The following is a 24900-nucleotide window of genomic DNA, read 5'->3' as shown; positions in this document are numbered from 1 at the left end:
GGACCCGTGACTATTCGCCTGTACGACACCAGCGCCCGGCAGATCCGTGACTTCACCCCGCTCACGCCGGGCTGCGTCTCGATCTACCTGTGTGGCGCCACCGTGCAGGCCGCCCCGCACATCGGGCACATCCGGTCGGGGCTGAACTTCGACATCATGCGCCGCTGGTTCGAGCACCGCGGCTACGACGTCACGTTCATCCGCAACGTCACCGACATCGACGACAAGATCATCGCCAAGTCGCACGACCAGGGCCGCCCCTGGTGGTCGATCGGCTACGAGAACGAGCGGGCCTTCAACGACGGCTACCACGCCCTCGGCTGCCTCCCGCCGACCTACGAGCCGCGCGCCACCGGACACGTCCCCGAGATGATCGAGATGATGCGCGGCCTCATCGAGCGCGGACACGCCTACGAGGCCGACGGCAACGTCTACTTCGACGTGCGCTCCTTCCCGGGCTACCTCCAGCTGTCCAACCAGGAGCTGGACAACCTGCTCCAGCCCGCCGGGGACGGCGAGACCGGCAAGCGCGACCCCAGGGACTTCGCCCTGTGGAAGGCGACCAAGCCCGGCGAGCCCGACTGGGAGACCCCCTGGGGCCGCGGCCGCCCCGGCTGGCACCTGGAGTGTTCGGCCATGGCCCACAAGTACCTGGGCCCCGCCTTCGACATCCACGGCGGCGGCCTCGACCTGATCTTCCCCCACCACGAGAACGAGATCGCCCAGGCCAAGGCCTACGGCGACGACTTCGCCGCGTACTGGGTGCACAACGCCTGGGTCACCATGAGCGGCGAGAAGATGTCGAAGTCGCTCGGCAACAGCGTCCTGGTCTCCGAGATGGTCAAGACCTGGCGCCCGATCGTGCTGCGCTACTACCTCGGCACCCCGCACTACCGCTCGATGATCGAGTACAGCGAGGAAGCCCTGCGCGAGGCCGAGTCGGCGTTCGCGCGCATCGAGGGCTTCGTCCAGCGCGTCGTCGAGAAGGCCGGCACCGTCGAGCCGGCCGCCGAGATCCCGCCCGCCTTCGCCGAGGCCATGGACGACGACCTCGGCGTCCCCCAGGCCCTCGCCATCGTCCACACCACCGTCCGGCAGGGGAACTCCGCCCTCGCCGCCGACGACAAGGAAGCCGCCGTGGCCCGCCTCGCCGAGGTCCGCGCCATGCTCGGCGTCCTCGGCCTGGACCCGCTCGACCCGCACTGGGCCGGCGAGACCGACCGCGGCGAGGACCTGCACGGAGTGGTCGACAGCCTGGTACGACTCGTCCTCGACCAGCGCGAGTCCGCCCGCGCCCGCAAGGACTGGGCCACCGCGGACGCCATCCGCGACCAGCTCACCCAGTCCGGTCTGAGCATCGAGGACAGCCCCCAGGGACCGCGCTGGACCCTCGGTCCGCGCTAGCCCTTTCCTTGATCGATTGTGCCGCCCGGCCTCCGGGCGGCACACTGCATAGACGTACGTATTCATCGCACTTTTCATCGCACGAACTTCACCGCACGAGAGAACAGGTAGGTCATGGCCGCCAACAACCGCCGCATGTCCGGCAAGAAGGGCGCGCAGGTCGGCAGTGGCGGCCAGCGACGCAAGGGTCTCGAGGGCAGGGGCCCCACGCCGCCCGCCGAGATGCGCAAGAAGCACAAGGCGAACCGCATCGCCAACGCCAAGGCGAAGCAGGCCGCGCGCCGTCCCACGCCGCGTGGCCGCGGCGGCAAGGGCACGTCCGAGATGGTCGTCGGCCGCAACCCCGTCGTCGAGGCGCTGCGCGAGGGCGTGCCCGCCTCGACGCTCTACGTCCAGCAGTTCATCGACAACGACGAGCGCGTGCGTGAGGCGCTCCAGCTCGCGGCCGAGCGCGGTGGGATCAACCTCATGGAGGCCCCCCGCCCCGAGCTCGACCGCATGACCAACGGCCTCAACCACCAGGGCCTCGTCCTCCAGGTCCCGCCCTACGAGTACGCCCACCCCGAGGACCTCGCCAACGCCGCCTACGACCACGGCGAGGACCCCCTCATCGTCGCCCTCGACGGCGTCACCGACCCCCGCAACCTCGGTGCCGTCGTCCGCTCGGTGTCGGCCTTCGGCGGCCACGGCGTCCTCGTGCCCGAGCGGCGTGCCGCCGGCATGACCGCCGGCGCCTGGAAGACCTCCGCCGGCACCGCCGCCCGCACGCCCGTCGCCCGCGCCACCAACCTCACCCGCGCCCTGGAGGCGTACAAGAAGGCGGGCATCGCCGTCGTCGGTCTCGCCGCCGACGGCGAGCACGAGGTGGGCGAGCTGGCGGCCCTCGACGGACCGGTCGTGATCGTGGTCGGCAGCGAGGGCAAGGGCCTGTCCCGACTCGTCGGCGAGACCTGCGACTTCCGCGTCCGCATCCCGATGCCCGGTGGCGCCGAGTCGCTCAACGCCGGTGTGGCGGCGGGCATCGTGCTGTACGAAGCGGCCCGCCGACGCGCCTGAACAGGCGTCCGCGCCGTCACCCGTACGGGGTAATCCCGGCGTCCCGGGCAAGCTTGACGGAGTCCGGACACATCCGGGCGGTCAAAGCAGTGTCCTAAACACACGTCACTCGGTTAGATGAGTGTGGACACCAGAACACCCCGCACACCCACGGGGGACCGCTCGTCGGGATTCGATTCCGGATTCGACGACGCTCCCGCGCTGAGCATGGTGAAGGTGCCGAGCGATCCGGCGCAGGTCATCGTCAACCACGCCAGCTTCCGCGTGCAGTTGGGCGCGTCGACGAGACGTGCCCATTCCCCGCGGATCGCCCGGCACGTGAGCGCCGCCGAGGACACCGCCCGGATGCCCGCCGTGGGCGCCACGGCCACCGGCGCGGCCCGCCGCCGCCCCGTCGTCTGGAGCGGCCGGTCCGCCCCCGACGACACCGGCGCGCACCGCCTGCTCCAGGCCGTGCGCGAAGGCGGCGTCCGCGCCGTCGAGCCCGCCGGCGACGCCGGAGCCACCCAGGTCATCCCCCGCGTCGACATCGACACCGGCTACGGCCCCGGCTACGACGACGAGTTGACGCATACCGTAGAGACCCCCCTCGTCGGCGCCCAGCGCACCTACGACGGCGACGAGCCCCGTCTGCTGCCCGACATGCGGACCGTCGGCAGCGCCTACGACGAGGAACTCGCCTACGGCGACGAGCAGTTCGAGGAGCCCGCCCGGTCCGACGGGACCGCGACGCCGCCCAGGCGCGGCGTCGACCCCGCACGGCACGCGTACTACCCCGGACGCCGCATGAACCTCGGCGTCGTCCTCCTGCCGCTGCGCATCTTCCTCGGCTTCATCTCCATCTACGCCGGCATGGGCAAGCTCTGCGACCCCGTCTACTTCGACGGCGGCAAGCGCGGCTCGATGGTCAAGTGGCTCAACACCCTGCACCCCTGGGAAGTCGCCGAACCACTACGGCAGTTCGCCCTCCAGCACCCCGTCGGCTCCGGCCTCGTCATCGCCTTCCTCCAGGTCATCGTCGGCGTCCTGACGATCTTCGGCTGCTGGCAGCGCGTCACCGCCGTCGTGGGCGCCGCCCTCTCCGCGGCCCTCCTGCTCACGGTCAGCTGGAAGAGCGTCCCCGCCTACGACGCGCCCGACATCATCTACCTCGCCGCCTGGTCCCCGCTGATCATCGCCGGCGCCCCCGTCTACTCCATCGACGGCCGCCTCGCCGGCAGCGCCTGGCGCCGCCTCGGACCCCGCTCCGACCTGTGGGAACTGCGCCGCTACGTCCTGCGCCGCGGCGCCCTCGTCACGGCCGTCGTCATCGGCCTCACCCTGCTGATCGGCTCCCTGCTCGGCGGCGCCGTCCGCGACGCCGACCGCATCATCGTCCCCGGCCCCGGCGAGGCCCCCCGCAACGAACTCCCCGGCTCCCCGCTCCCGCAGGACCCCGCCAAACGCAAGAAGACCCCGTCCGCCTCCACCACGCCCACCCGGGACGCCACGGCAGGCAGCACGGCCACCCCCTCCGGCGCCGCCACCACCCCGGGCGCCACCCGCGACACCAGCACCACCGCCCCCAGCCAGACCCAGGGCACCGGCCAGGCCCCGCCCCAGCAGTCCGCACCCCCCGGCGGCGCCCCCAGCACCAGCTCCGGACCCACCGGCGGCACCGGCTCCACCGGCGGCTCGACCGGCGGCTCGACAGGCGGCTCGGACACCGGAGGCTCCTCCGGCGAACCGGGCCTGGTAGGCGGCCTGTTGGGGTAGATGGGCCGGTGGGCGGAATCCTCGGGCAGTAACCACCCACCGGCTGACCCACGACACGAGAAGGGCCCCGTACGCAGACGTACGGGGCCCTTCTCGTCGTGCGCCCTCAACGACCCAGCGCCGCCAGCTCCTTGGCCGCCTCGCTCAGGTCCTTCGCCGTGTCGATGGCCCGCCAGTACGCCCCCTGCGGGATCGGGAAGCCGGCGAGCCGCCGCTCCCGCGCCAGATGCGGGAACGTCGTCCGCTCATGGTCCCCACGCTCCGGCAGCATCCCCGCGAACTCCGGCGAGAAGACATACACACCCGCGTTGATCTCGTACGTCGTCGGCGGCGCCTCGATGAAGTCCGTGACCCGGCCGAACCCGTCCGTCTTCACCGCCCCCCACGGAATCCGGGGCCGCGCCAGCGCCAGCGTCGCCACCGCGTCGCGCTCGGCATGGAAGTCCGCCATCTCACGCAGCGAGAACCGGGTCCAGATGTCGCCGTTCGTGGCGTACCAGGGCCGGTCCGGGTGCGGCAGCCGCGCCGCCGCGTACCGGAGACCACCACCGCGGCCCAGCGGCTCCGTCTCGACCACCGTCGTCACGTTCACCGGCAGATCGGCCGAGTCCAGCCACGACTTGAGGACGTCGGCGAGGTGGCCGCAGCTGATCACCACGTCCGTCACGCCCTCCTCCGCCAGCCAGGCAAGCTGATGACCGATGATCGGCGTCCCCGTACCGGGGATCTCGACCATCGGCTTGGGCCGGTCATCGGTGTAAGGGCGCAGCCGGGATCCCTGGCCACCAGCCAGGACGACGGCTTGCACGGGGCGGGACGCGGCATTCGGATCGGTCATGCCCAAGACCTTACGTCCCACCCCTGCTGCGGCTTGCGCCGGTCACCGCCCCCGGTGGGCGGGGCCGATCCCCACATCCGGCGGGCAGGGCCGATTCCCGCACCCGACCGGCGAGGCCGACCGGGCACGGGCACGGGAAACGGCCTCCCCTCGGTCGAGGGAAGGCCGATGCGCGGGCGGACGGGTGTGCCGGGAGCCTCCTGTGCTTGGCCGGGTGTGCCGGGAGGCTCAGCTGTGCGCGGCCGCCACGCCCGTCGCGAAGGACGTGTCGCACACGGGCCGGGCGTACGACTGCGCACGCGTCGGGCCGTAGACCCGCACCGCCGCGCGGCCGAGCGCGCGGGCGATCGACACACAGTGCTTGGCGAGCGACGGACGGCCGTTCACGGCCTCCTGGAGGTGGGTGAGGGCCACGCCCGGGTTCTCCTCCTGGAGCTCCGCCAGGAGCTTGTCCCGCAGGACCTCGTGGGGTGCCCGCGCCCTGGCCTTCGAGGAGGCGCCGGCCGCCGAGACGTCGGAGGCGGTGAGCACCGAGGCCGAGGGATCTCCCGACCAGTCGACTCGGGTGACCGCGAGGGTCCCGGAGAGCACCAGGACGACGGGCAGGACAAGGGCGAGCGTGCGGCCGATACGGCGGGCGGGGCCCCGGCCGCTTCGCGTCTGTTGGTTAGTGGAGTGCTTCACGCGTGTGAGGGTAGCGCGGGGTGATGATTTGGCGACATTTAGTCACCGGTTCGGGGGATGAACTGGTGCCTCGAATTGGGTAAGGCGTTGACGCACACTGCTCGAAACGCCCGGTCTGCCGGGGTATTTGTCGAGGGCCCACAGGGCACGAGGAGGGCCCCGCAGAACGCCGCGGGGCCCTCCTCGTCAACCTGGGTGAATCACCCGGGATGTGCCGCCTGTGGGTCAGTCCGACAGACGCGCACCCGTGGAGGTCGAGAACACGTGGGTCTCGCCCGAGCGCGGGACGACGTGCAGCGTGCTGCCCTTCTCCGGGACGTCACGGCCGCTGACACGGACGACGAGGTCCTGCGCGTTGCCGTCGAGCTTGGCGGTGCCGTAGACGTACGCGTCGGCGCCCAGCTCCTCGACCACGTTCACGGTGACCGCGAGACCCAGGTCCGCCTCCGGGCCCGCCACCTCGAAGTGCTCCGGACGGACACCCACGGTCACCGTCTTGTCGGTGATGCCGGAGACCGCGTCACGCTGGACCGGCACGACGCTCTTGCCGAACTTCACGCCACCGTCGGTGATCGGGACCTCGACCAGGTTCATCGCGGGGGAGCCGATGAAGCCGGCGACGAACAGGTTCGCCGGACGGTCGTACATGTTGCGCGGGGTGTCGATCTGCTGGAGCAGACCGTCCTTCAGCACCGCCACCCGGTCGCCCATCGTCATGGCCTCGACCTGGTCGTGGGTGACGTAGACGGTGGTGATGCCCAGGCGGCGCTGGAGCGACGCGATCTGCGTACGGGTGGAGACACGGAGCTTGGCGTCGAGGTTCGACAGCGGCTCGTCCATGAGGAACACCTGCGGCTCACGCACGATGGCGCGACCCATGGCGACACGCTGACGCTGACCACCGGAGAGCGCCTTCGGCTTGCGGGCCAGGTAGTCGGTCAGGTCGAGGATCTTCGCCGCGTCCTCGACCTTCTGCTTGATCTCCGCCTTCGGCACGCCGGCGATCTTGAGCGCGAAGCCCATGTTGTCGGCGACCGTCATGTGCGGGTACAGCGCGTAGTTCTGGAACACCATGGCGATGTCCCGGTCCTTCGGCGGCAGGTGCGTGACGTCACGGTCACCGATGCGGATCGCACCGCCGTTGACGTCCTCGAGCCCCGCCAGCATGCGGAGCGAGGTGGACTTGCCGCAGCCGGACGGGCCGACCAGAACGAGGAACTCCCCGTCCTCGATCTGGATGTCGAGCGCGTCTACGGCGGGCTTCTCGGAACCCGGGTAGATCCGGGTCGCCTTGTCGAACGAGACAGTGGCCATGGTGAAGGGCCCCCTTCTACCGGCAGGAACGTGCCGGACGATCCGTTGTAGGAAGGTGGTGGTGTAGTCCACGCAGGTGAACTGGGAGGGACGGTACCTGGCGTTCACCCGTATGTCAGTACCTGAGCCTCTGTGAACTTCGCGGAAATTTTCGACAGGGCGTGCCGCGGACCTGGGTACACTGCACGGGCGCGTACGCGGCAGACGCACGCACGCCTCCTTAGCTCAGCTGGCCAGAGCAACGCACTTGTAATGCGTAGGTCGTCGGTTCGAATCCGACAGGGGGCTCTCGACGGCAGAAGCCCAGGTCAGATCTCGGTCTGACCTGGGCTTCCGTCGTTGTCGACAGCGACTCGACGGCCTACTTCGCCACCGCCTTGGTCGCCTTGCTCACCGCCGTCCCGTCCTTGTGGCCGGTCCGGTGCGCGATCACCTTCACGGTGATCTTCTTGCCCTGCTGTGCCGACTTCAGCACGAGCGAGGACCGGGTGGCGCCGCTGATCTTCGTGCCGTTCGCGTACCACTGGTAGGAGTACGTGGTCGGCGCCGGGCTCCAGGTGCCCTGGGTCGCCTTCAGCGTCCTGCCGACCTGCGCGGTCCCGCTGATCACCGGCAGCTTGCTCGCCTGGGGTGCGTCCCCCTTGGCCACGGTCACCGCGCCCGAGCCGGCCGTCCCGCTCTGCCAGCCCTCCTTGACCGCGGTCACGGTCACGGTCAGCTTCTTGCCGACCACCGAGGCGGGCAGGGTGTACGTCTTCGCCGTCGCGCCGGAGATCGGCTTGCCGTCCGTCTTCCACTGGTACGTGTACGAGGACGGGGTCGCCGACCAGCTCCCCGGCGCTGCCGTGACCTTGGCGCCCACCTTGGCCGTGCCGGTCACCTTGGGGGCGGCCGTGTTCTCCAGGGTGCCCGGGGTGACGGTGAAGCTCCCGCGCGGGAACTCCCAGCCGCGCGTGAGCACGCTCACGTTCCAGGTGCCGGTGGCCGTGCCGGTCAGGTCGAGCGTCGCGGTCACCGTCCGGTTGTCCGCGGAGACAGAGTCGGCCGCCGCCGTCAGGGTCCGCCCGGACTGGCTGAGCCGTACGGTGACGTCCGGGCCCAGCGCGGTACCGGTGACCGTCAGCCTCACCTTGCCGCCGGCCGTGCCGGTGTCGGGGCTGACAGCGGTGACGGCCGTCTCCTCCGTGCCGCACACCGGGGACGTACAGGTCAGCTCGGCACTGTAGGCGGTGCTGCTCGCCTTCTCGGGCAGGCCCAGCAGGAACACCGTCGGGGTGCTCTTCGAGGAGGAGCCCAGCACGTCGCAGTCGTAGCCCTCCGGGATGTAGTGCGTGCAGCCGTTGGCCCAGGTGGACGTGTTGTACAGCACCGGGACCGCCGTGGCGGTGGCGCCGGTGGTGTCCTTGATGGCGGTCTCGAAGCGGTCGAACCCGGCGGTCGGCAGCGCCGCGCACACCGCGGTGCGGGACTCGTCCAGGGTGCCGGTGACCGGCCCGTACCCGTACGCCACCGACGGCACCTTGGCGCACTCCGGCGCGGGACCTTCGGCGGTCGCGATCCGCAGGGCGTCCAGGCGGTACTCGGGCGCCGCCTTCAGCGTGACGGGCGTCTGCACGAGGACCTGGTGGGTGGTGGACCCGGTGACCGCGCAGGAGGTGTTGCGGAAGGCGCACTCCATCCGGCCGTCCCCGCCGACGACCGCGCTGTTGGCGGTGCCGAGGGCGTCCCGCACGTTGACGTGCACGACGTCGCCGGCCGCCGCGGTGGTGACCTGGTGGCAGTTCAGCGTGCCGGGACCGGCGTAGCCGCTGCGCACGGAGGAGCCGCCGACCTTGGCCGCCGCGGTCTTCACGCAGCCCGCCGAGGAGGCGCTCGCGGTGACGTCGCGTCGGGTCAGGGAGTACGTGGCGGTCTCGTTCCGGCCGGTGACCAGCACGGTGTGGGTCTTGCCGGGGGTCAGGGAGCACAGGACCCAGCCGTTGGTGGTGGCGTAGCGCTCGCAGACCCGCTTGCCGTCGGAGTCGACCACCGAGAACGCGGCGGACGCCGTCCCGGAGGTGGCGACCAGCTGGAGGACCTCGGCCGCCGAGTGGGCGTCCGCCGGGATGCCCAGGCAGTGGGAGAAGACGCCGCCGCCGGTGGTCAGCGTGGCCTGCGCGCCACCCGCACCGAAGCTGCCGGCGGGCAGCACGGGGCAGCCCTCCGCGACGTCGGTGCGGTGGAAGGCCACCGCGTACGGGCCCGTGGCGGAGTCCCCGCTGTCCTCGGTGTGCACGAGGGCCCGGTAGGGGGCCTCGCCGGTGAGTGCGCAGTCGCCGCCGCGCAGCGCGGACTCGTCGCACTGGGCGGTACCGGTACGGTCCAGGACCTCCACCTCGGGCGTCAGCCCGGCCGAGGAGAGCGAGGTGAGCGCGGCGACACGCGCCCCCCGCGGGACGTCCAGCGTCAGGCAGTCGTACTGCCCGACCGCGCTCAACTCGCCCTGGTGCAGACCGGTCCCGGTCGCCACGCATCCGGCGTCCGAGGCGCGGTCGAGGACGATCAGCCCGGCGCGCGTGTCACGGAACGGGGAGGTGCCGTCGAGGACGGCCGTATAGGTGCCCGGTGCCTTGATCCGGCACGGATCGGCCCCGTACCGGCACACGCTCAGTCCGGCCGCGTCGTACACCCGGGCCACCGCGACCTCACGGTCCTCGCTCACCGAGTGCACGGTGTACGGGCCCGCAGCGCCCGCGGTGAAGGTGAAACAGGGGTTGGCGGTGAGGTCCTGCCGCTCCGGCGCGCCGTACGGGCGGACCGGGGCGGTCGTGCAGCCCCGCGGGTCGTTGAGCCGGCGTACCTTCACGCCGTACTGGGCGGGGAAGCCGCTCTCCGCACGCCAGACCGTGGAGATGACCCGGTAGGGGCCGTCGCCGGGCAGGACGCAGCTGTCCTCGCCGTCCTCCGGGAACCGCTCGCAGATCCGGGCTCCGGTGGCGTCGGTGATCCAGGCGAGGGAGTCGCCGTAGGTCTTCGAGCCGTACGTGAGCCGGACCCGGTCGCCGGTCTCGCCCGTGAAGGGCTGGCAGTCGACCTGCACGCGGCTCACGGTCGTACGGATGAGATCCGGCTGGTCCCAGCCGGTGCCGACGGGATCGGCGCAGCCCTCGGTCCCGCCGAGCGGCACGAAGCTGACGGAGGCGGTCGTGTCCGTCCAGCCGGTGTTGAGGACCTTCAGCGTGTAGGTGCCGGGCGCGGGCACATTGCACATGTCGTGCGTGGTGTACGCGTCGCCGTAGCAGTCCACCGCACTGCCGTCGTCGGCGAGCAGTTGCCTGGTCATGGCATTGCCGGAGGCGTCCTTCGCCGGTGCCAGATACAGGCCCGGTGTCGTGACGGTGACGGTGTAGCAGACGCTCGCGTCGGGCCCGACGGTCGCTTCACCGACCGCGCCGCCCGGGTCGCCGAACGGCGCGAGCGCCAGCGGCGCGCACTCCTCCGCGGCGACGGCCGGACTCGCCGCGGTCAAGGACAGCAAGGACGCCAGCAGCGAGACGACAGCGGCCGATGCCGCGAGCACAGCCGTCCGTCTCCGTCTCGTAGGCGGACAGGAGCCGTCGTCAGACATGGATCCCCCCTGGATCATCGGTCGTTGAGGCGATGTTTGCACAGGGGTGTGACAGTGAACCCGTGAGTTTTCAGAGGCGGCCGAAACCCTCGGACCGACGGCTCAGTGTCGCCCGGCGATCCGGTCCGCGATCCGCGCCAACCGCGACGACCCCGCGCTGTTCGACGCCACCTCCCGCCGATCCGCGGCCCGGTAGATGGCGTACATGCCCTGCACCCCCAGCCACCGGAACGGCTCCGGCTCCCACTTGCGCACCTTGTGCCCCACCCACGGCAGGTCGGTCAGCTCGGTCCTGCCGTCCTGCCCCGAGTCCAGCAGCACCAGGTCCCGCAGCGTCCGCGCGGCCAGGTTCGTCGTCGCGACGCCCGAACCGACGTACCCCCCGGCCCAGCCGAGTCCGGTGGTCCGGTCCAGGGTGACCGTCGCGCACCAGTCGCGCGGTACTCCCAGCACTCCCGACCAGGCGTGTTCGATCCGCACTCCGGCCAGCGCCGGGAAGAAGCCCACGAGGACGTCCCGCAGGGCGTCGATCGTCGCCTGCTGCGTGCGGCCGTCGTTGTCCGTCCTCGACCCGAAGCGGTACGGCACCCCGCGCCCGCCCAGCGCGATGCGCCCGTCGCCGGTCCGCTGGGCGTACATGTAGGCGTGCGCCATGTCCCCGAGCGCCTCCCGCCCGTCCCAGCCGACCGTCGCCCACTGCCGTTCGCTCAGCGGCTCGGTCACCACCATCGACGAGTTCATCGGCAGCCAGGTACGCCGCTGCCCCCTGAGGCTCGCGGTGAAGCCCTCGGTGCAGCGCAGGACGTAGGGCGCGCGGACGGTGCCGTACGGCGTGACCGCGTGCTTCGGGCGGATCTCCGTCACCGGCGTTTGCTCGTGGATCGACACCCCCAGCGCCTCGACCGCCGTCGCGAGGCCCTTCACCAGCTTCACGGGGTGCACGCGCGCGCCGTGCGGTGTCCACGAGGACCCCACGGCGTCGGCGACGCGGATCCGCTCGGCGGTCTCCCGGGCGTCGTACAGGCGGCGGTCCTTCTCGCCGTACGACAGCTCCTGCGCGTGGAAGTCCCTCAGGCGCGCCAACTGGGCGGGCGTACGGGCCACTTCCAGGACCCCGCCCTGGTGGATGTCGGCCTCGATGCCCTCCTCGCCGGCGGCGCGGACGACCTCGTCGACGGTGTCGTTCATGGCCCGCTGGAGGCGTACGGCGGCCTCGTGGCCGTGCACGCGCGCGTACCGGTCGCGTCCGGCGATCCCGTTGTAGAGCCAGCCGCCGTTGCGGCCGGAGGCGCCGTAGCCGCAGAACTTCTGTTCCAGGACGGTGATCCTGAGGAAGGGGGCCGCCTTCTTCAGGTAGTACGCGGTCCACAGGCCCGTATAGCCGCCCCCGACGATCACGACGTCCGCGGTGGCGTCCCCGTCGAGGGGCTCGCGTACCGCGGGCAGGCCGTCGTCCGCGTACCAGAAGGAGATGCCGCCGTTCACGACAGCGCGTTCCGAGCTGCTCATGGCCGGGACGTTAACCCTGGCAAGCGGCTGTTGTCTCCTTCGGATCCCGTCGTCTCGGACGGCCTCTGACCAGCGGACAGCACCCGAATCCGATCAGGACGGAGACGAAGTGCCCCAGGTCGGTGAAGGTCCGCCCGCTCACCAACGGCACCCCGTACACGACGAGCACGACCAACGCGTACCCGGACCGCCACCGCCACGGAATCCGGTACACCAGCACCGCCACCACCCCCGCCAGCGCGTAACTGACCCCGATGTCCAGGGTGTTGACCGCCGACTCGGGAGCCATCCCGTGCCGGATCCCCCACAGCAGCGCGCCCTCGCTGACGAGCGTCGCCAGCACGTGCGCGGCCCCGCAGACCGCGAGCCAGCGTGCGGTGCCGAGCCAGCGCTCGGCCGGCGCGTGGAAGACGGTGTAGAGGACGGCGTACGGCAGCCAGTGGCCGCCGTCGATCCACATCGCGCTGGAGATCAGCACCCGGACCGGGTTCTGCGACAACTCGTGGATGTTCGTGGACCGTTGGCGCAGGAACTCCTCCTCGAACTCCGGCGACATACGGTGCACGGCGACCGTCGTGGCGAACAGGATCGCCAGCCAGATGTACGTCCCGGGCGCGCTGCGGACGTACATCCACAGCCTGTGGAAGCCCCACGGAATTCGCATGAGCCGATTCACCCACGCCGATAGCCTCCAGGTGTGATCGACATTCCGGAGGAACTGGCGGCGGCACAGGAGAAGTTCAACGGGGAGGCGGGACGCGGGTTCATCGCGGGGCTGCCCCAGCTGGCCGCGGAGTTCCTGGACCGCTGGGGGCTACGGCAGGACGGCGCGGCCATGCACGGGGTCACGGCCCTGGTCCTGCCGGTCGTCCGCCGCGCGGACGGCACCGAGGCCGTCCTGAAGCTCCAGCTGCTGGACGAGGAGAGCGAGGGTGAACCGGTCGCCCTGCGCGTCTGGGACGGCGACGGAGCGGTACGCCTCCTGGATCACGACGCGACCACGGGCACGATGCTCCTGGAGCGCCTGGACCCGGCCCGCATGCTCTCCCGCGTCCCCGACGCCCACGAGGCCGCCCTCGTCATCGCCCGCCTCCTGGCCCACCTCACCTCGGGACCGGCGCCACAGGGCATGCGCGGGCTCGGCGACATCGCCGCGGCGATGCTTCAGCGGACGCCGTGGGCGCTGGAGCAGATCGCGGACCCGGAGGCACGCGCCCTGGTCGCCGACTGCGCGGCGGCCGTACGGGACGTCGTGGACGAGCCCGGCGACCGGCTGCTCCACTGGGACCTCCACTACGACAACGTCCTCGGCGCGGACCGTGCGCCCTGGCTCGCGATCGACCCCAAGCCCCTCGCCGGCGACCCCGGCTTCGACCTGCTCCCCGCGATCGACAACCGCTTCGACGCCGCCGAGATCCTCCGGCGCTTCGACGCCATGACCGGCGTGATGGCCCTGGACCGGGCACGCGCGCGTGCGTGGACGCTGGGACGGGTGCTCCAGAACTGCCTGTGGGAGATCGAGGACGGGCGCCCGCTGGAGCCGGAGCAACTGGAGATCGCCCGGCAGCTGAGGGACAGCCGCTGGACCGGCTGACGGAGGGGGCGTCGGCCGGGTCGGGCGCCGGGTGGGTGTCAGGGTTCGAGGATGACCTTTCCCGTGGTCCCGCGTGTTTGCAGGGCCCGGTGTGCCGTTGCCGCGTCGGCGAGGGGGAAGCGGTGGACCGCGGGGGTGAGGCGGCCTGTGGCGGCTTCGGTGAGGGCGCGTAGTTCGAGGGTGCGGACGGGGTTGGGGCCGCCCGCCTTCTGCATCATCGCGGGGCCGAGGACCTGTTCGGAGACGCCGTCGACGAGGTAGGGGTCGCCGTCCTCCTTGAGGCCGTCCGCGGACCAGCCGAAGACGATGTGCCTGCCGTCGGGGCCGAGGAGGGCGACGGCTTCGCGGGCCACGTCACCGCCGACGCCGTCGAAGACCACGGTGGCGGTGCGGCCGCCGAGGTGGGCGCGGACCTTGTCGGGCCAGGCGGGGTCCTTGTAGTCGACGGCGAGGTCGGCGCCGTTCGCCTCGACGCGGGCGACCTTCTCGGGGCCGCCGGCGAGCCCGATGACGGTGGCTCCGGCGTTCTTGGCGTACTGCACGAGGAGGGTGCCGATGCCGCCGGCGGCGGCCGGGACGACGGCGACGGAGTCGGGGCCGAGGTCGGCGAACTGGAGGATTCCCATGGTCGTACGCCCTGTTCCGATCATGGCGACGGCCTGGGCGAAGTCCAGGTTCGGCGGGATCTCGTGGACGCGCTCGACGTCGGTGACGGCGAGTTCGGCGTAACCGCCGGGGGCGAAGCCGAGGTGGGCGACGACGTGCTTGCCCAGCCAGTGGGCGCCGACGCCCTCGCCGAGGGACTCGACGGTGCCGGCGACCTCGCGGCCGGGAATGGTGGGCAGTTCGGGCAGGGCGGGCAGGGGGCCCTGCATGCCCTCGCGCAGGGCGGTGTCGAGGAGGTGGACGCCGGCCGCCCGCACGGCGACGCGGATCTGGCCCGGGCCGGGCCGGGGGTCCTCGACCTCCTCGTAGGTGAGGTTCTCGGCCGGGCCGAAGGCGTGCAGGCGGATGGCGCGCATCAAGGACTCCTCTGGTCGACTGTCCTGTCCTCAGGCCGTCCACTGTTCAACCTCAAGCGCGATTGAGGTCAAGTGGCGTTGTCAGTGGTGGGGTGCAGCATGGGGGCATGGCGAGCAGAGCGGTGGGTGGAGCGGGCGGGGCCGGGGTGAAGGGCGCGCGGCGGCCGGAGGTGCGGCTTCCGCCCCTGGTGGCGTACGAGGGGGGCGGGTTGGAGCCGGACGGGGACTATGACGGGCTGGCGTTCACGGAGGCGGACTTCGCCGGGCAGGACGGCTCGGGTGCCCGTTTCATGGACTGCGCGTTGACGGGGTGCGCGCTGGACGAGACGCGGCTGCGCCACGCGCGCCTGCTGGACTCGGTCCTCTCGGGGGTGCGGGGGGTGGGCACGGACCTGTCCGAGGCGACGCTGCGGGACGTGGAGCTGGTCGACGCCCGGATGGGCGGGGTGCAGTTGCACGGGGCGGTGCTGGAGCGGGTGGTGATCCGCGGCGGCAAGATCGACTATCTGAACCTGCGTTCGGCGCGCCTGCGGGACGTGGTCTTCGAGGGCTGTGTCCTCGCCGAGCCGGACTTCGGCGGGGCCCGGCTGGAGCGGGTGGAGTTCGTGGACTGCGCCCTGCGCAGCGCGGACCTCACCGGGGCGACGCTCAGGGACGTGGATCTGCGGGGCGCGGCGGAGCTGGACATCGTGCGGGGGGTGGAGCGGCTCGCGGGGGCCGTGATCAGTACCGCGCAACTGCTGGATCTGGCGCCGGTGCTGGCGGGGCAGTTGGGGATCCGGGTGGAGGGCTGACGGGGTGGGGGCTTTCTACGGCAACGTCCTGGTCGCGCGGGAGTGCGCCGAGGTCGTGCCGCTGCTCGCGGGCGCGGTGCGGGCGGGCGGTGTGGCGCTGCGGGGGTACGCGATGCCGGTGGGGCCCCTGCACACGGCGATCTTCCCGCCGGAGCCGGAGCGCGACGCGATCGAGCTGGCCGGACCGCTGAGTGTGCTGCTGGGCGCGGCGACGCTGAGCGCGTACGTCCATGACTCGGTTGTGCTGGACCTGCGGGTGTTCGTGGAGGGGGAGGAGCGGCACCGCTTCGACTCGTGTCCCGGGTACGTCGAGACGGGGCAGGCGCGCGCGAACGGCGGGGCGGTGGGCGTCGGCCCCGCCTGCCCCGACCCGGTCGGCGCCGACCCGGATGCCTTTCTGCCGCTGGCGGCCGGGCCCGTGGACCGGCTCGTGCTGGGGTCGGTGCTGCGGGGCATACCGCTGGATCCCGACGACGCGGAGGACGGCCGGTATCTCTTCGCGGACGCCCAGCACCATGACGTGATGGAGGCGCTGGGCCTGGACGCCCACCGGTTGAGCACCGGGTTCGCCTTTCTCGCCCGTGGTTATCTGCCCGAGGGGCTGCCGCCGCAGGAGCTGCGGGCGTTCGGGTCGCTGCCGGGCTGACCGGGGCGGCGGGGGCGGCGGGCGGAGCCGGTTGTCAGCGGATGCGGGGGAAGCGGGCCTGGAGGGTCCAGATCGCCGGGTTCTCGGCGAGGTCGTCGTGGAGGTCGCAGAGGTCGGCGATCAGGTCGTGGAGGAAGTCCCGTGCCTCGCGGCGGAGTTCGGCGTGGGAGAAGGTGAGGGGCGGTTCCTCGGCCGGCATCCAGTCGGACTCGATGTCGACCCAGCCGAAGCGGCGCTCGAAGAGCATGCGGTCGGTGGACTCGGTGAAGTCCAGTTCCGCGTGCTGGGGGCGGGAGGCGCGGGAGCCGGCCGGGTCCCGGTCGAGGCGTTCGGCGATGTCGCACAGCGCCCACGCGAAGTCGAGCACCGGCACCCATCCCCAGGCTGTGGACAGTTCCCGGTCCGCCTTGGTGTCGGCGAGGTAGACGTCGCCGCAGAACAGGTCGTGACGCAGCGCGTGGACGTCCGCGCGGCGGTAGTCCGTCTGGGGCGGGTCGGGGAAACGGTTGGAGAGGGCGTAGCCGATGTCGAGCACGTACGTGATGGTGTCACGGCGGGGTGGCCGAGACGGGGGCACGGTGGGGCGCGCGGCCCGCGCGCGGTGGGGGCAGGGTGGGGCGGCGGCCCGCGCGTGACGGTGTCGTGGTGGACGGCGGTCCGTGTCTGACGGACTCAGGGTGGGGCGGTCTGCGCGCGATGGGGGGCACGGTGGGGCGGCCTCCCGCGCGTGACGGGGGCGCGGTGGGGCGGCCTGCCGCGCGTGACGGTGTCGTGGTGGACGGCGGCCCGCGCGTGACGGGCTTACGGCGGGGCGGCCGCCCCACGGTGTCACCGTGTCGCGACCCCCGCGTCCTAGGATCACTGTCATGTCCCGATCCGCACGCCTTGTCCCGGACCGTACGTCCCTGGACCTGGACCTGGTCCTGGCCCTGGCGCTGGTCCTCGTCCTGGCGCTCACGGCGTGCGGCGCGAGTGGGACGCGGGGTGCGCCCGGCGGGGCCGGGGTGGGTGACCCTTACTTCCCGGAGGCGGGCAACGGTGGCTTCGACGTCTCCCACTACGCGCTGCGGCTGTCCTACGACCCCGACGCGGAGCACCTGTCCGGGACGGCGACCGTCACCGCCCGCGCCACCGGGGACCTGTCCGCCTTCGACCTGGACCTGAAGGGGATGGACGTCGCCGAGGTCACCGTCGAGGGACGCACGGCCCGTTGGGAGCGCGAGGGGCAGGAGCTGACCGTGCGTCCGGACGGTGGCCTGGAGAAGGGCGAGACCTTCGAGGTGCGGGTCCGCTACTCCGGCACCCCGCGGACGATCACGGACCCCGACGGCTCCGAGGAGGGCTGGCTGCCCACCGAGGACGGCGCGGTCGGGCTCGGCGAACCGACCGGCTCGATGGCGTGGTTCCCCGGCAGCCACCACCCCTGCGACAAGGCGTCGTACGACGTCACGGTGACCGTGCCGGAGGGACTGGAGGCCGTGTCCAACGGGGAGTTGGCGCGGAGGACGACCCGCGACGGCCGCACGACGTTCACCTGGCGCACCGCCGAGCCGATGGCGAGCCATGCCGTCACGCTCGCGGTCGGCGACTACGAGGTGAGCCGCTCCACCGCCGGTGACCTGCCGGTGTACACGGCCGTCGCCGCGGGGCAGGAGGAGGCGAGCGAGGAGGTCCTGGCGCGGCTGCCGGAGGCCCTTCGGTGGGCGGAGGTGAACTTCGGCCCGTACCCCTTCGCCTCCACCGGCGCGATCGTCGGCGGCGAGGCCGACGCCGGGTACGCGCTGGAGACGCAGAACCGCCCCTTCTTCCCCGGCGCCCCGGACACCGCTTTGCTCGTCCACGAGCTCGCGCACCAGTGGTTCGGGGACTCCGTGACACCGCGGACCTGGCGGGACATGTGGCTGAACGAGGGCTTCGCGACGTACGCGGAGTGGCTGTGGGAGGAGGACGAGGGCGGCGACAGCGCCGAGGAGACCTTCGACGCGCTCTACGACCACGGCGAGGACCGCTTCGAGGACCTCTGGGCCTTCCCGCCGGCGAAGCCCACGAGCGCCGCGCACATCTCCGACGAGGGCCCGGTCTACCAGCGCGCCGCGATGGTCGTCCACAAGATCCGGCAGACCGTCGGCGACGACGCCTTCTACGACATCGTCCAGGGCTGGACCGCCGCCCACCGGCACGGCAACGCGGACACCGGGGACTTCACCGCGTTTGTGGAGCGGCGGGCGCCGGGCGAGGACTTCGACGGAATCTGGGCGGACTGGCTGTACGGGGAGGGGAAGCCGGCGCACCGCTGACCCGCTGACCCGCTGACCCGCTGACCCGCTGTCCCGCGATCAGTGCCCGTCGTACGCGTCGAGGCGCTGTGCGAGGTCGGGCGGCCACATCGCCTCGGGCGCCTGTCCGAGTTCCCGCCGGGTCCACCAGCGCCAGCTGAGGATGCCGTCCTCGGCATGGGCGGCGGCGAGGTGGGGGCCGGTGGGTTCGCGGCGCGGGCCGTGGGTGACGTAGACGTGCTCGTGCTGGCGGACGGGGCCGACGGCGGCGTGCGTGAAGTCGTGCTCCCACGTGCACAGCAGCGGTCCGACCGCCAGGTCCGTCCAGCCCGTCTCCTCGCGCAGTTCACGCAGGACGCCCTCGTGCGGGGTCTCGTCCGGTTCCAGGCCGCCGCCGGGAGGGGCCCAGTGGACGCCGACCTCGACGTTGTCGTACCGGAAGAGGAACACCGCGCCCTCGGGGTCTAGCACCACGGCCCGGGCGGCCCGGCGCGGGGTGCGCAGGGGCTTGCGCAGGACCGCGCAGGGGCGGCCGAGCGCGCGGTCGTCGCGGTGGTCGACGACCTCGTAGCCGAGGGCGGTCCAGAAGGCGAGGCCCCGGGGGTTGGCGTCGAGGACGGCGAGACGTACGGCGTCGCGGCCGGCCTTGCGGAAGTGGTCCTCGACGAGGCCGGCCAACCGGCGCCCGTACCCGCGCCGCTGCCTGTCCGCGGCCACCATCAGCAGGCCGATCCACGGGTCGGGGTCGGCCGGGTCGGGGTGGTGGGCGAGCGTGACGACGATCCCGACGAGCCGTCCCTCGCTGCGGGCGAGCAGCACCTCGGCGTCCGGGTCGGCGAGGTCGTCGGCGAGCGCGGCCGCCACCTGCTCGGGGCGCACGTCGTCCGGGTCCGGGAAGTCGCCGCTGAGGGCGTGGAAGTCACGGTGGGCCGCGTACAGCGCGGTGAGTTCGGTGAGGACCGGGGCCGGGATGTCGTGGTCGGGGGTGAGGGGGACGGGGGCGAGGATCATGCGGGGCAACGTATCCCCGTCAGGCCCGGCGATGCCGGAACCCCCGGCCGAAACCGGGGGTCCCCGTACAGCGTGGCGGCCGAGCGGCCGTCGGGTGGGTCAGACGCTGACGCCGAAGTCCTGGGCGATGCCCACCAGGCCGGAGGCGTAGCCCTGGCCGACGGCGCGGAACTTCCACTCGGCGCCGTTGCGGTAGAGCTCGCCGAAGACCATGGCGGTCTCGGTGGCGGCGTCCTCGGACAGGTCGTAGCGCGCGATCTCGGCGCCGCCGGCCTGGTTGACGATGCGGATGTAGGCGTTGCGGACCTGGCCGAAGTTCTGCGAGCGGTTCTCGGCGTCGTAGATCGAGACCGGGAAGACGATCTTCTCGACGTCGGCGGGGAGGCCGGCCAGGTTGACGTTGATCGCCTCGTCGTCGCCGGCGCCCTCGCCGGTGCGGTTGTCACCGGTGTGGACGATGGTCTGGTCCGGGGTCTGCTTGTTGTTGAAGAACACGAAGTGGCCGTCGGAGTACACCTTGCCCTCCGGGTTGACCGCGATCGCCGAGGCGTCGAGGTCGAAGTCCGTGCCGGTGGTGGTGCGGACGTCCCAGCCCAGGCCCACGGTGACGGCGGTCAGGCCCGGGGCCTCCTTGGTCAGCGAGACGTTGCCACCCTTGGACAGGCTTACAGCCATGGTTGGGATTCCTTCCCTCGTTATGCAGTGCACGCACAGGCGGTACGGGCTCGAAGCTACATCTACCCCCATGAACGCCGTGAGGGGTACCGAAGGTTCCAGGTGTCTTTACTTTCTTTACCGAGCACTTTCTTTACCGAGCCGTTGGCCGGGGATATTCGCGTGACGTGTGCGGGTCAGTCGCGCGACCATAGGGGGCATGTCCGGTCCCCACGTCATCCGCGGCTCCGTCTCCCTCCCGGAGGCCGAGCTCATGTGGCGTTTCTCGCGCTCCTCGGGGCCCGGCGGGCAGCACGTCAACACCAGCGACTCGCAGGTGGAGCTCCGTTTCGACCTGGCCGGCACGGAGGCTCTGCCCGAGGTGTGGAAGCAGCGCGCCCTGGAGCGCCTGGCCGGCCGCCTCGTCGACGGCGTCCTGACGGTCCGCGCCTCGGAACACCGTTCCCAGTGGCGCAACCGGGAGACCGCCGCGGTACGCCTGGCCGCCCTGCTCGCCGAGGCCACCGCCCCGCCGCCCAAGCCCCGCAAGCCCACGCGGATCCCGCGCGGCATCAACGAACGCCGGCTGCGCGAGAAGAAGCAGCGCGCCGACACCAAGCGGGGCCGCTCGGGCCGCGACTGGGGCTGACCGGGGCCGGGAGCCGGGCGGTTCCCGGGCGCGGGCCCTGTCACATCAGCGTCGTCCGATCCGTCATGTCACCGACCCCATGACGAGAGGCTGTGACGTCGGATGAGCGAGAACGACTTTCTTGCCGAGCGGTTCGAGGAGCACCGGCGGCATCTGACCGCGGTCGCCTACCGGATGCTCGGGTCGGCCGCGGAGGCGGACGACGCGGTGCAGGAGGCGTGGGTCCGGCTGAGCCGTTCCGATCCGGAGCAGGTGGCGAACCTCGGGGGATGGCTGACGACGGTCGTGGGGCGGGTGTGTCTCGACATGCTGCGCTCCCGCACCTCGCGGGCCGAGCAGCCGCTGGAGCCGGACGTGCCGGTGCCGGGCGTGGTGCCCGGTCCGGAGCAGGACGCGCTGCTCGCCGACTCGGTCGGTGTCGCGCTGCTCGTCGTCCTCGAGACGCTGACGCCCGCCGAGCGGCTGGCGTTCGTGCTGCACGACCTGTTCGCGGTGCCCTTCGAGGACATCGCCGACATCGTGGGCCGTACGCCGACCGCAGCGCGGCAGCTCGCCAGCCGGGCCCGGCGCCGGGTGCGGGGTGCCCCGGAGCCCGAGGCGGACCTGGCCCGGCAGCGGGAGGTCGTCGACGCCTTCCTGGCCGCCGCGCGCGGGGGCGACTTCGAGGCGCTGGTGGCCGTGCTCGACCCGGACGTCGTGGCGCGCGCCGAGGCCGGGGTCACCGCGGGCGCGCTCGCGGTGGCGAAGGGTGCGACGAGCTTCGCGCACCTCGCGCTCGTCGCGCGGCCCGCGCTGGTCGACGGGGCCACCGGGCTGGTGGTGCTGTCCGAGGGGCGGGTGGAGCGGGCGCTGACGTTCACGTTCGTACGGGAGCGGATCGCCGTCATCGACGTCGTGACCGACCCCGCGCGCGTGGCGGGGCTCGACGTCGAGCTGCTCTAGGGCTCGCAACAGGCCCCAGGCGCCGTGGCCGTCGCGACTAGGCGAGGTCGAGGACGGCCACGACCTCGCCCTCCTCTACCTCGCCGTTGGGGCGGAAGCCGAGGCCGAGGTAGAAGTCCTGGGGGCCGTGTTCGCCGGGGTGCCAGCTGACGTACAGCTCCTTGCCGCCCCGGCGGCGGATCTCGGCGGCGACCGCGCCGACCGCGAAGCGGCCGTATCCGCGGCCCTGTTCGTCGGCGGCGATGTTCAGCCGCCACAGCCCGGAGCGGAACAGGGTGCCGTCCTCGCGCCAGTCGATGTCGAGGAAGGCCATCAGGAAGCCGACCGCCCGGTCGTCGTCGACGATCAGGCGCGGCCAGGCGGTGCCGGGATGCGCGTAGGCCTCGGCGAGGGATTTCACCACGGGTGCGACTGCGAATTCCTGCTCGGGGCGCACCCGTATTCCCAGGGCCGCTTCGAGATTACGGGAGGTGATCTCCTCAAGACGGATCGTCATGCGCGCACCCTAAGCCCTGCCGTCACCCCAACTGCCGGTACCGGCCCCGGAAGTAGGCCAGCGGACCGCCGTCCGCGCTGGGGAGGCCCGCCGTCAGGACCCGCCCGATGACCAGGGTGTGGTCGCCGGCCCGCACCCGCTGTTCCGTGCGGCACTCCAGGGTGGCGAGGGCGCCGCCGACCAGGAGGGCGCCGGTGGCGTCGCCGCGGACGTAGGGGATGTCCTCGAACAGCAGGCGGTCGCTGATGCGGCCCTTCATGGCGAAGCGGCCGGCGATGTGGCGTTGGCTCTCGGAGAGGACCGAGACGGCCCACAGGGGCTGTTCGTCGAGGAGGTCGTCCATGCGGGAGCCGTCGCGCAGGCTGACCAGCACCAACGGCGGGTCGAGGGAGACCGACATGAACGCGGTGGCGGTCATGCCGACGTCCTCGCCCTTGGGGCCGTCGGGGCCGAGCGGGGCCTCGTAGGCGGTCACCAGGACCACACCCGCGGCCAGCCGGGACATGGCGGCGCGGAACTCGTCGTTGCTCACCCCCACAGGATGCCCGTCGGCGGGCGGAGCGGTGATCGGGGAAGTGTTCGGCACGTCGGGAACGCTAGTGTCCGCCCGGTCCGGTGCGCATCGGACCTCCGCCCGAGCCCGGTCCTAGGACCGCCGGAGTACCTGTGACCAGGGCCTCCACAAACACCCAAAGTTTGCGTTCAGTAAACGCACAGGGAAAACGCAGAAACCCCACTCAATTGTTCATCTTTCGCTGTGACTTGAGTCACAAGGGGCATTAATTGTTGACCCTGTGTACCGAGTGGGCAGCGCGCTGTGATTCAGTGGCTGGGAAACTGCCAGAACGATACGCCGATGAGAACCCTTGATTCGCTGCGAGGTCTCGGGGGGAGGGCGAGCATGGAGACCGAGTCGGAACCCTACGTCCGTCTTGCGACTCTGCGACAACTGCATCAGGTGATGGCGGACATGAACACCGCCCGGTCTCTCGCGGACACCCTCCAGACAGTCGCCGACGGCGTCGTCACCGGCCTCGGCTACGAGCTTGCCTGCGTCAACCTCGTGCGCCCCGACGGCGACCTGGTCGTCGCCGCCTTCGCCGGCAATCCCGCCGCCGAGGCGCTCATCACCGGCCGGGTCGGCTCCCGGGACTCCTGGGAGCGCCGCCTGAGCATGGGCGAGAACTGGGGCGACCTGGTCTTCATCCCGCACACCGAGGGCTGGGTCCTCGACGACGACGACGTGCCGCAGTGGTACACCGACGGCCCCGCGCCCCGTTTCGAGGACGAGTGGCACCCCTCGGACCGGCTCTTCGCGCCCATGTTCACGCCCGGCGTGCAGGGCGCCTCCTGCGGCGAGCTGATCGGCGTGCTCTCGGTGGACCGGCCGCGCAACGGCCGACGTCCCGGCGCGTGGGGGCGCGAGGCGCTCCAGATGTACGCGTTCCAGGCCGCGATCGCGATCAGCAACGCCCGGCTGCGCGCCAACATGCAGCGCGCCCTGGTCCGGCTGGAACGGGACCAGCAGGCGCTGCGCGCCAGTGAGGAAAGCTTCCGGCAGGCCTTCGAGTACGCCCCCTCCGGCATGGCCATCGCCGAGATGGGCGGCGACCAGCACGGCCGCATCCTGCGCACCAACGACGCCCTGTGCCGCCTCCTGGGCCGCCCCGCCTCCGCGATGCGCCGCTACGCCTTCTCCGACCTGGTCCACCCCGAGGACATAGGAACCCTGCTGCGGACCTCGGCGGAGGGCGGCCGGGCGGAACTCCGCCTCGGGCGCCGTGACGGCACCTACATCTGGGTGTCGCTGCGCAACTCCGTCGTCGCCGACGCGGCCGACGGCCCCCGCTTCCTCCTCAGCCATGTCGAGGACATAGAGGAGCGCAAGCGCCGCGAGCTCCAGCTCGCCCACCGTGCCTCCCACGACTCCCTCACCGGCCTGCCGAACTCCGCCGAACTGCGCGCCCGGCTCGCCGCCCGCCTGTGCAAGCGCCCCACGCACGCCGCCCTGGAGTCCATCGACGCGGCCTACGGCCACGCCGCCCACGACGCCAACGGCCACGGTTTCGACTTCCGGCCCGACGTCGAGGCCCTCGACGTCGCCTACGACCACCACGTCCACACCGTCGCCCCCGAGAACGACCACGACGACGGCACCAAGGGGCTCGCGGTGCTCTTCTGCGACCTCGACGGCTTCAAGTCGATCAACGACCGGTTCGGGCACAACGCCGGTGACGCGGTCCTCATCGAGGTCGCCCGCCGGCTGACCCGGCAGGTCCGCGACGGTGACACCGTGGCCCGGCTCGGCGGCGACGAGTTCGTGATCCTCGCCGACGGCCTCGGCCGCGCGGACGCCGCCGACCTCGCCGCCCGGCTGCGCAACGAGATCATCCAGCCCATCCGCGCCGAGGGCCGGGCCGTCCGCGTGGGCGCCAGCTTCGGCATCGGCTGGGCGCACTGCGGGATGACGGCGGACGAAGTGCTGAAGTCGGCCGACGAGCGGATGTACGTAGAGAAACGATCTCGTCCCAAACAGCACAGGCGCGCGGGCTGATCCCCAGGTCAGCGAGCTGATGCGATCCGGGTCACCCGTTTGGGTCAGCAGGAGCGGGTAGGCTCGCCCTTCTCAACCCCTCGTATCGCATCCGC

Annotated in this window: 22 protein-coding genes and 1 tRNA gene; 11 read left to right on the top strand and 12 right to left on the bottom strand. The window is 71.9% G+C overall.

All coding sequences use genetic code 11. The features are described from left to right. Window positions 1–6: 6 nt before the first annotated feature. The 3 genes from cysS (at window position 7) to ACZ56U_RS18450 (ending at window position 4215) form a co-directional block, all read left to right on the top strand. Window positions 7–1404 carry a cysteine--tRNA ligase gene (gene cysS / locus ACZ56U_RS18460; protein WP_469085035.1) on the top strand — a complete coding sequence of 466 codons (1398 nt, stop codon included), beginning with the start codon at window positions 7–9 and terminating at the stop codon, window positions 1402–1404. Window positions 1405–1518: 114 nt separating this feature from the next. Further along, a complete protein-coding gene (rlmB, locus tag ACZ56U_RS18455; protein ID WP_391234093.1) occupies window positions 1519–2460 on the top strand; it encodes a 23S rRNA (guanosine(2251)-2'-O)-methyltransferase RlmB in 942 nt (313 codons plus the stop codon). A 117-nt stretch (window positions 2461–2577) separates the two neighbouring features. Further along, complete coding sequence (locus ACZ56U_RS18450) at window positions 2578–4215, top strand: DoxX family protein (RefSeq protein ID WP_469085034.1); 1638 nt, start codon at window positions 2578–2580, stop codon at window positions 4213–4215. Window positions 4216–4321: 106 nt separating this feature from the next. Here the strand turns inward: ACZ56U_RS18450 and ACZ56U_RS18445 are convergent, their stop codons facing one another. The 3 genes from ACZ56U_RS18445 to ACZ56U_RS18435 form a co-directional block, all read right to left on the bottom strand. Beyond that, on the bottom strand, window positions 4322–5053 hold the full coding sequence (locus ACZ56U_RS18445) for a nucleotidyltransferase family protein (RefSeq protein ID WP_469085033.1): 732 nt from the start codon (window positions 5051–5053) through the stop codon (window positions 4322–4324). A 228-nt stretch (window positions 5054–5281) separates the two neighbouring features. Further along, window positions 5282–5737: a hypothetical protein gene (locus ACZ56U_RS18440; protein ID WP_469085032.1), complete on the bottom strand. Its 456-nt coding sequence runs from the start codon at window positions 5735–5737 to the stop codon at window positions 5282–5284. A 225-nt stretch (window positions 5738–5962) separates the two neighbouring features. Further along, window positions 5963–7051: an ABC transporter ATP-binding protein gene (locus ACZ56U_RS18435; RefSeq protein ID WP_469085031.1), complete on the bottom strand. Its 1089-nt coding sequence runs from the start codon at window positions 7049–7051 to the stop codon at window positions 5963–5965. Window positions 7052–7265: 214 nt separating this feature from the next. Between ACZ56U_RS18435 and ACZ56U_RS18430 the strand changes: the two genes are divergently transcribed. Then, window positions 7266–7339: transfer RNA gene (locus ACZ56U_RS18430), tRNA-Thr, on the top strand. A 73-nt stretch (window positions 7340–7412) separates the two neighbouring features. Here the strand turns inward: ACZ56U_RS18430 and ACZ56U_RS18425 are convergent. The 3 genes from ACZ56U_RS18425 to ACZ56U_RS18415 form a co-directional block, all read right to left on the bottom strand. Continuing rightward, window positions 7413–10658 carry a Tat pathway signal protein gene (locus tag ACZ56U_RS18425; protein ID WP_469085030.1) on the bottom strand — a complete coding sequence of 1082 codons (3246 nt, stop codon included), beginning with the start codon at window positions 10656–10658 and terminating at the stop codon, window positions 7413–7415. Between the two features lie 102 nt (window positions 10659–10760). After that, window positions 10761–12167 (bottom strand): NAD(P)/FAD-dependent oxidoreductase, encoded by a 1407-nt coding sequence (locus ACZ56U_RS18420; RefSeq protein WP_469085029.1) that lies wholly within the window; start codon window positions 12165–12167, stop codon window positions 10761–10763. A gap of 10 nt (window positions 12168–12177) precedes the next feature. Further along, window positions 12178–12831: a rhomboid-like protein gene (locus tag ACZ56U_RS18415; RefSeq protein ID WP_469085028.1), complete on the bottom strand. Its 654-nt coding sequence runs from the start codon at window positions 12829–12831 to the stop codon at window positions 12178–12180. A gap of 33 nt (window positions 12832–12864) precedes the next feature. On the opposite strand from ACZ56U_RS18415, the gene ACZ56U_RS18410 reads away from it, so the two are divergent. After that, window positions 12865–13761: an aminoglycoside phosphotransferase family protein gene (locus ACZ56U_RS18410; protein WP_469085027.1), complete on the top strand. Its 897-nt coding sequence runs from the start codon at window positions 12865–12867 to the stop codon at window positions 13759–13761. A gap of 38 nt (window positions 13762–13799) precedes the next feature. On the opposite strand, the gene ACZ56U_RS18405 is transcribed toward ACZ56U_RS18410, so the two are convergent. After that, window positions 13800–14783 (bottom strand): zinc-binding dehydrogenase, encoded by a 984-nt coding sequence (locus tag ACZ56U_RS18405; protein ID WP_469085026.1) that lies wholly within the window; start codon window positions 14781–14783, stop codon window positions 13800–13802. A gap of 107 nt (window positions 14784–14890) precedes the next feature. Here ACZ56U_RS18405 and ACZ56U_RS18400 point away from each other — a divergent pair, with 107 nt between their 5' ends. Then, a complete protein-coding gene (locus ACZ56U_RS18400; protein WP_469085025.1) occupies window positions 14891–15577 on the top strand; it encodes a pentapeptide repeat-containing protein in 687 nt (228 codons plus the stop codon). A 4-nt stretch (window positions 15578–15581) separates the two neighbouring features. After that, on the top strand, window positions 15582–16223 hold the full coding sequence (locus ACZ56U_RS18395; protein WP_469085024.1) for a hypothetical protein: 642 nt from the start codon (window positions 15582–15584) through the stop codon (window positions 16221–16223). Window positions 16224–16257: 34 nt separating this feature from the next. Here the strand turns inward: ACZ56U_RS18395 and ACZ56U_RS18390 are convergent, their stop codons facing one another. After that, window positions 16258–16758, bottom strand: coding sequence for a hypothetical protein (locus ACZ56U_RS18390; RefSeq protein WP_469085023.1), 501 nt, complete (start codon window positions 16756–16758; stop codon window positions 16258–16260). A gap of 331 nt (window positions 16759–17089) precedes the next feature. On the opposite strand from ACZ56U_RS18390, the gene ACZ56U_RS18385 reads away from it, so the two are divergent. After that, a complete protein-coding gene (locus ACZ56U_RS18385; RefSeq protein WP_469085022.1) occupies window positions 17090–18520 on the top strand; it encodes a M1 family metallopeptidase in 1431 nt (476 codons plus the stop codon). Window positions 18521–18559: 39 nt separating this feature from the next. Here ACZ56U_RS18385 and ACZ56U_RS18380 read toward each other — a convergent pair whose 3' ends face one another. Together ACZ56U_RS18380 and ACZ56U_RS18375 are read right to left on the bottom strand one after the other, a co-directional pair. Then, complete coding sequence (locus ACZ56U_RS18380) at window positions 18560–19510, bottom strand: GNAT family N-acetyltransferase (protein WP_469085021.1); 951 nt, start codon at window positions 19508–19510, stop codon at window positions 18560–18562. Between the two features lie 99 nt (window positions 19511–19609). Next, on the bottom strand, window positions 19610–20185 hold the full coding sequence (locus tag ACZ56U_RS18375; protein WP_469085020.1) for a TerD family protein: 576 nt from the start codon (window positions 20183–20185) through the stop codon (window positions 19610–19612). 190 nt (window positions 20186–20375) lie between these two features. Here ACZ56U_RS18375 and arfB point away from each other — a divergent pair, with 190 nt between their 5' ends. Together arfB and ACZ56U_RS18365 are read left to right on the top strand one after the other, a co-directional pair. Beyond that, complete coding sequence (arfB, locus tag ACZ56U_RS18370) at window positions 20376–20813, top strand: alternative ribosome rescue aminoacyl-tRNA hydrolase ArfB (protein ID WP_469085067.1); 438 nt, start codon at window positions 20376–20378, stop codon at window positions 20811–20813. 102 nt (window positions 20814–20915) lie between these two features. After that, window positions 20916–21755, top strand: a complete 840-nt coding sequence (locus ACZ56U_RS18365; protein WP_469085019.1) for a sigma-70 family RNA polymerase sigma factor — start codon at window positions 20916–20918, stop codon at window positions 21753–21755. 37 nt (window positions 21756–21792) lie between these two features. Here the strand turns inward: ACZ56U_RS18365 and ACZ56U_RS18360 are convergent, their stop codons facing one another. Together ACZ56U_RS18360 and ACZ56U_RS18355 are read right to left on the bottom strand one after the other, a co-directional pair. Next, the gene (locus ACZ56U_RS18360) at window positions 21793–22251 is read right to left on the bottom strand and encodes a GNAT family N-acetyltransferase (RefSeq protein ID WP_469085018.1); all 459 of its coding nucleotides are present in this window, start codon (window positions 22249–22251) and stop codon (window positions 21793–21795) included. A gap of 22 nt (window positions 22252–22273) precedes the next feature. Beyond that, the gene (locus ACZ56U_RS18355; RefSeq protein WP_469085066.1) at window positions 22274–22783 is read right to left on the bottom strand and encodes a flavin reductase family protein; all 510 of its coding nucleotides are present in this window, start codon (window positions 22781–22783) and stop codon (window positions 22274–22276) included. Between the two features lie 369 nt (window positions 22784–23152). Here ACZ56U_RS18355 and cdgB point away from each other — a divergent pair, with 369 nt between their 5' ends. Then, window positions 23153–24805, top strand: coding sequence for a diguanylate cyclase CdgB (gene cdgB, locus ACZ56U_RS18350; RefSeq protein WP_469085017.1), 1653 nt, complete (start codon window positions 23153–23155; stop codon window positions 24803–24805). Window positions 24806–24900 lie beyond the last annotated feature (95 nt).

Source organism: Streptomyces sp. NPDC034103, from assembly GCF_055575395.1.
Note: the sequence above shows the minus strand (reverse complement) of the source record. Positions and strands in the feature narration are given on the sequence as shown.

Bases quoted from the DNA above. Each gene is read 5' to 3' on its own strand.
- ACZ56U_RS18450 (WP_469085034.1), top strand. From the start codon at position 2,578: ATGAGTGTGGACACCAGAACACCCCGCACACCCACGGGGGACCGCTCG.
- ACZ56U_RS18445 (WP_469085033.1), bottom strand. From the start codon at position 5,053: ATGACCGATCCGAATGCCGCGTCCCGCCCCGTGCAAGCCGTCGTCCTG.
- ACZ56U_RS18385 (WP_469085022.1), top strand. From the start codon at position 17,090: ATGTCCCGATCCGCACGCCTTGTCCCGGACCGTACGTCCCTGGACCTG.
- cdgB (WP_469085017.1), top strand. From the start codon at position 23,153: ATGGAGACCGAGTCGGAACCCTACGTCCGTCTTGCGACTCTGCGACAA.
- ACZ56U_RS18375 (WP_469085020.1), bottom strand. From the start codon at position 20,185: ATGGCTGTAAGCCTGTCCAAGGGTGGCAACGTCTCGCTGACCAAGGAG.
- ACZ56U_RS18360 (WP_469085018.1), bottom strand. From the start codon at position 22,251: ATGACGATCCGTCTTGAGGAGATCACCTCCCGTAATCTCGAAGCGGCC.
- ACZ56U_RS18400 (WP_469085025.1), top strand. From the start codon at position 14,891: ATGGCGAGCAGAGCGGTGGGTGGAGCGGGCGGGGCCGGGGTGAAGGGC.
- rlmB (WP_391234093.1), top strand. From the start codon at position 1,519: ATGGCCGCCAACAACCGCCGCATGTCCGGCAAGAAGGGCGCGCAGGTC.
- ACZ56U_RS18425 (WP_469085030.1), bottom strand. From the start codon at position 10,658: ATGTCTGACGACGGCTCCTGTCCGCCTACGAGACGGAGACGGACGGCT.
- ACZ56U_RS18380 (WP_469085021.1), bottom strand. From the start codon at position 19,510: ATGATCCTCGCCCCCGTCCCCCTCACCCCCGACCACGACATCCCGGCC.
- ACZ56U_RS18435 (WP_469085031.1), bottom strand. From the start codon at position 7,051: ATGGCCACTGTCTCGTTCGACAAGGCGACCCGGATCTACCCGGGTTCC.
- ACZ56U_RS18415 (WP_469085028.1), bottom strand. From the start codon at position 12,831: ATGCGAATTCCGTGGGGCTTCCACAGGCTGTGGATGTACGTCCGCAGC.
- ACZ56U_RS18420 (WP_469085029.1), bottom strand. From the start codon at position 12,167: ATGAGCAGCTCGGAACGCGCTGTCGTGAACGGCGGCATCTCCTTCTGG.
- ACZ56U_RS18405 (WP_469085026.1), bottom strand. From the start codon at position 14,783: ATGCGCGCCATCCGCCTGCACGCCTTCGGCCCGGCCGAGAACCTCACC.
- ACZ56U_RS18365 (WP_469085019.1), top strand. From the start codon at position 20,916: ATGAGCGAGAACGACTTTCTTGCCGAGCGGTTCGAGGAGCACCGGCGG.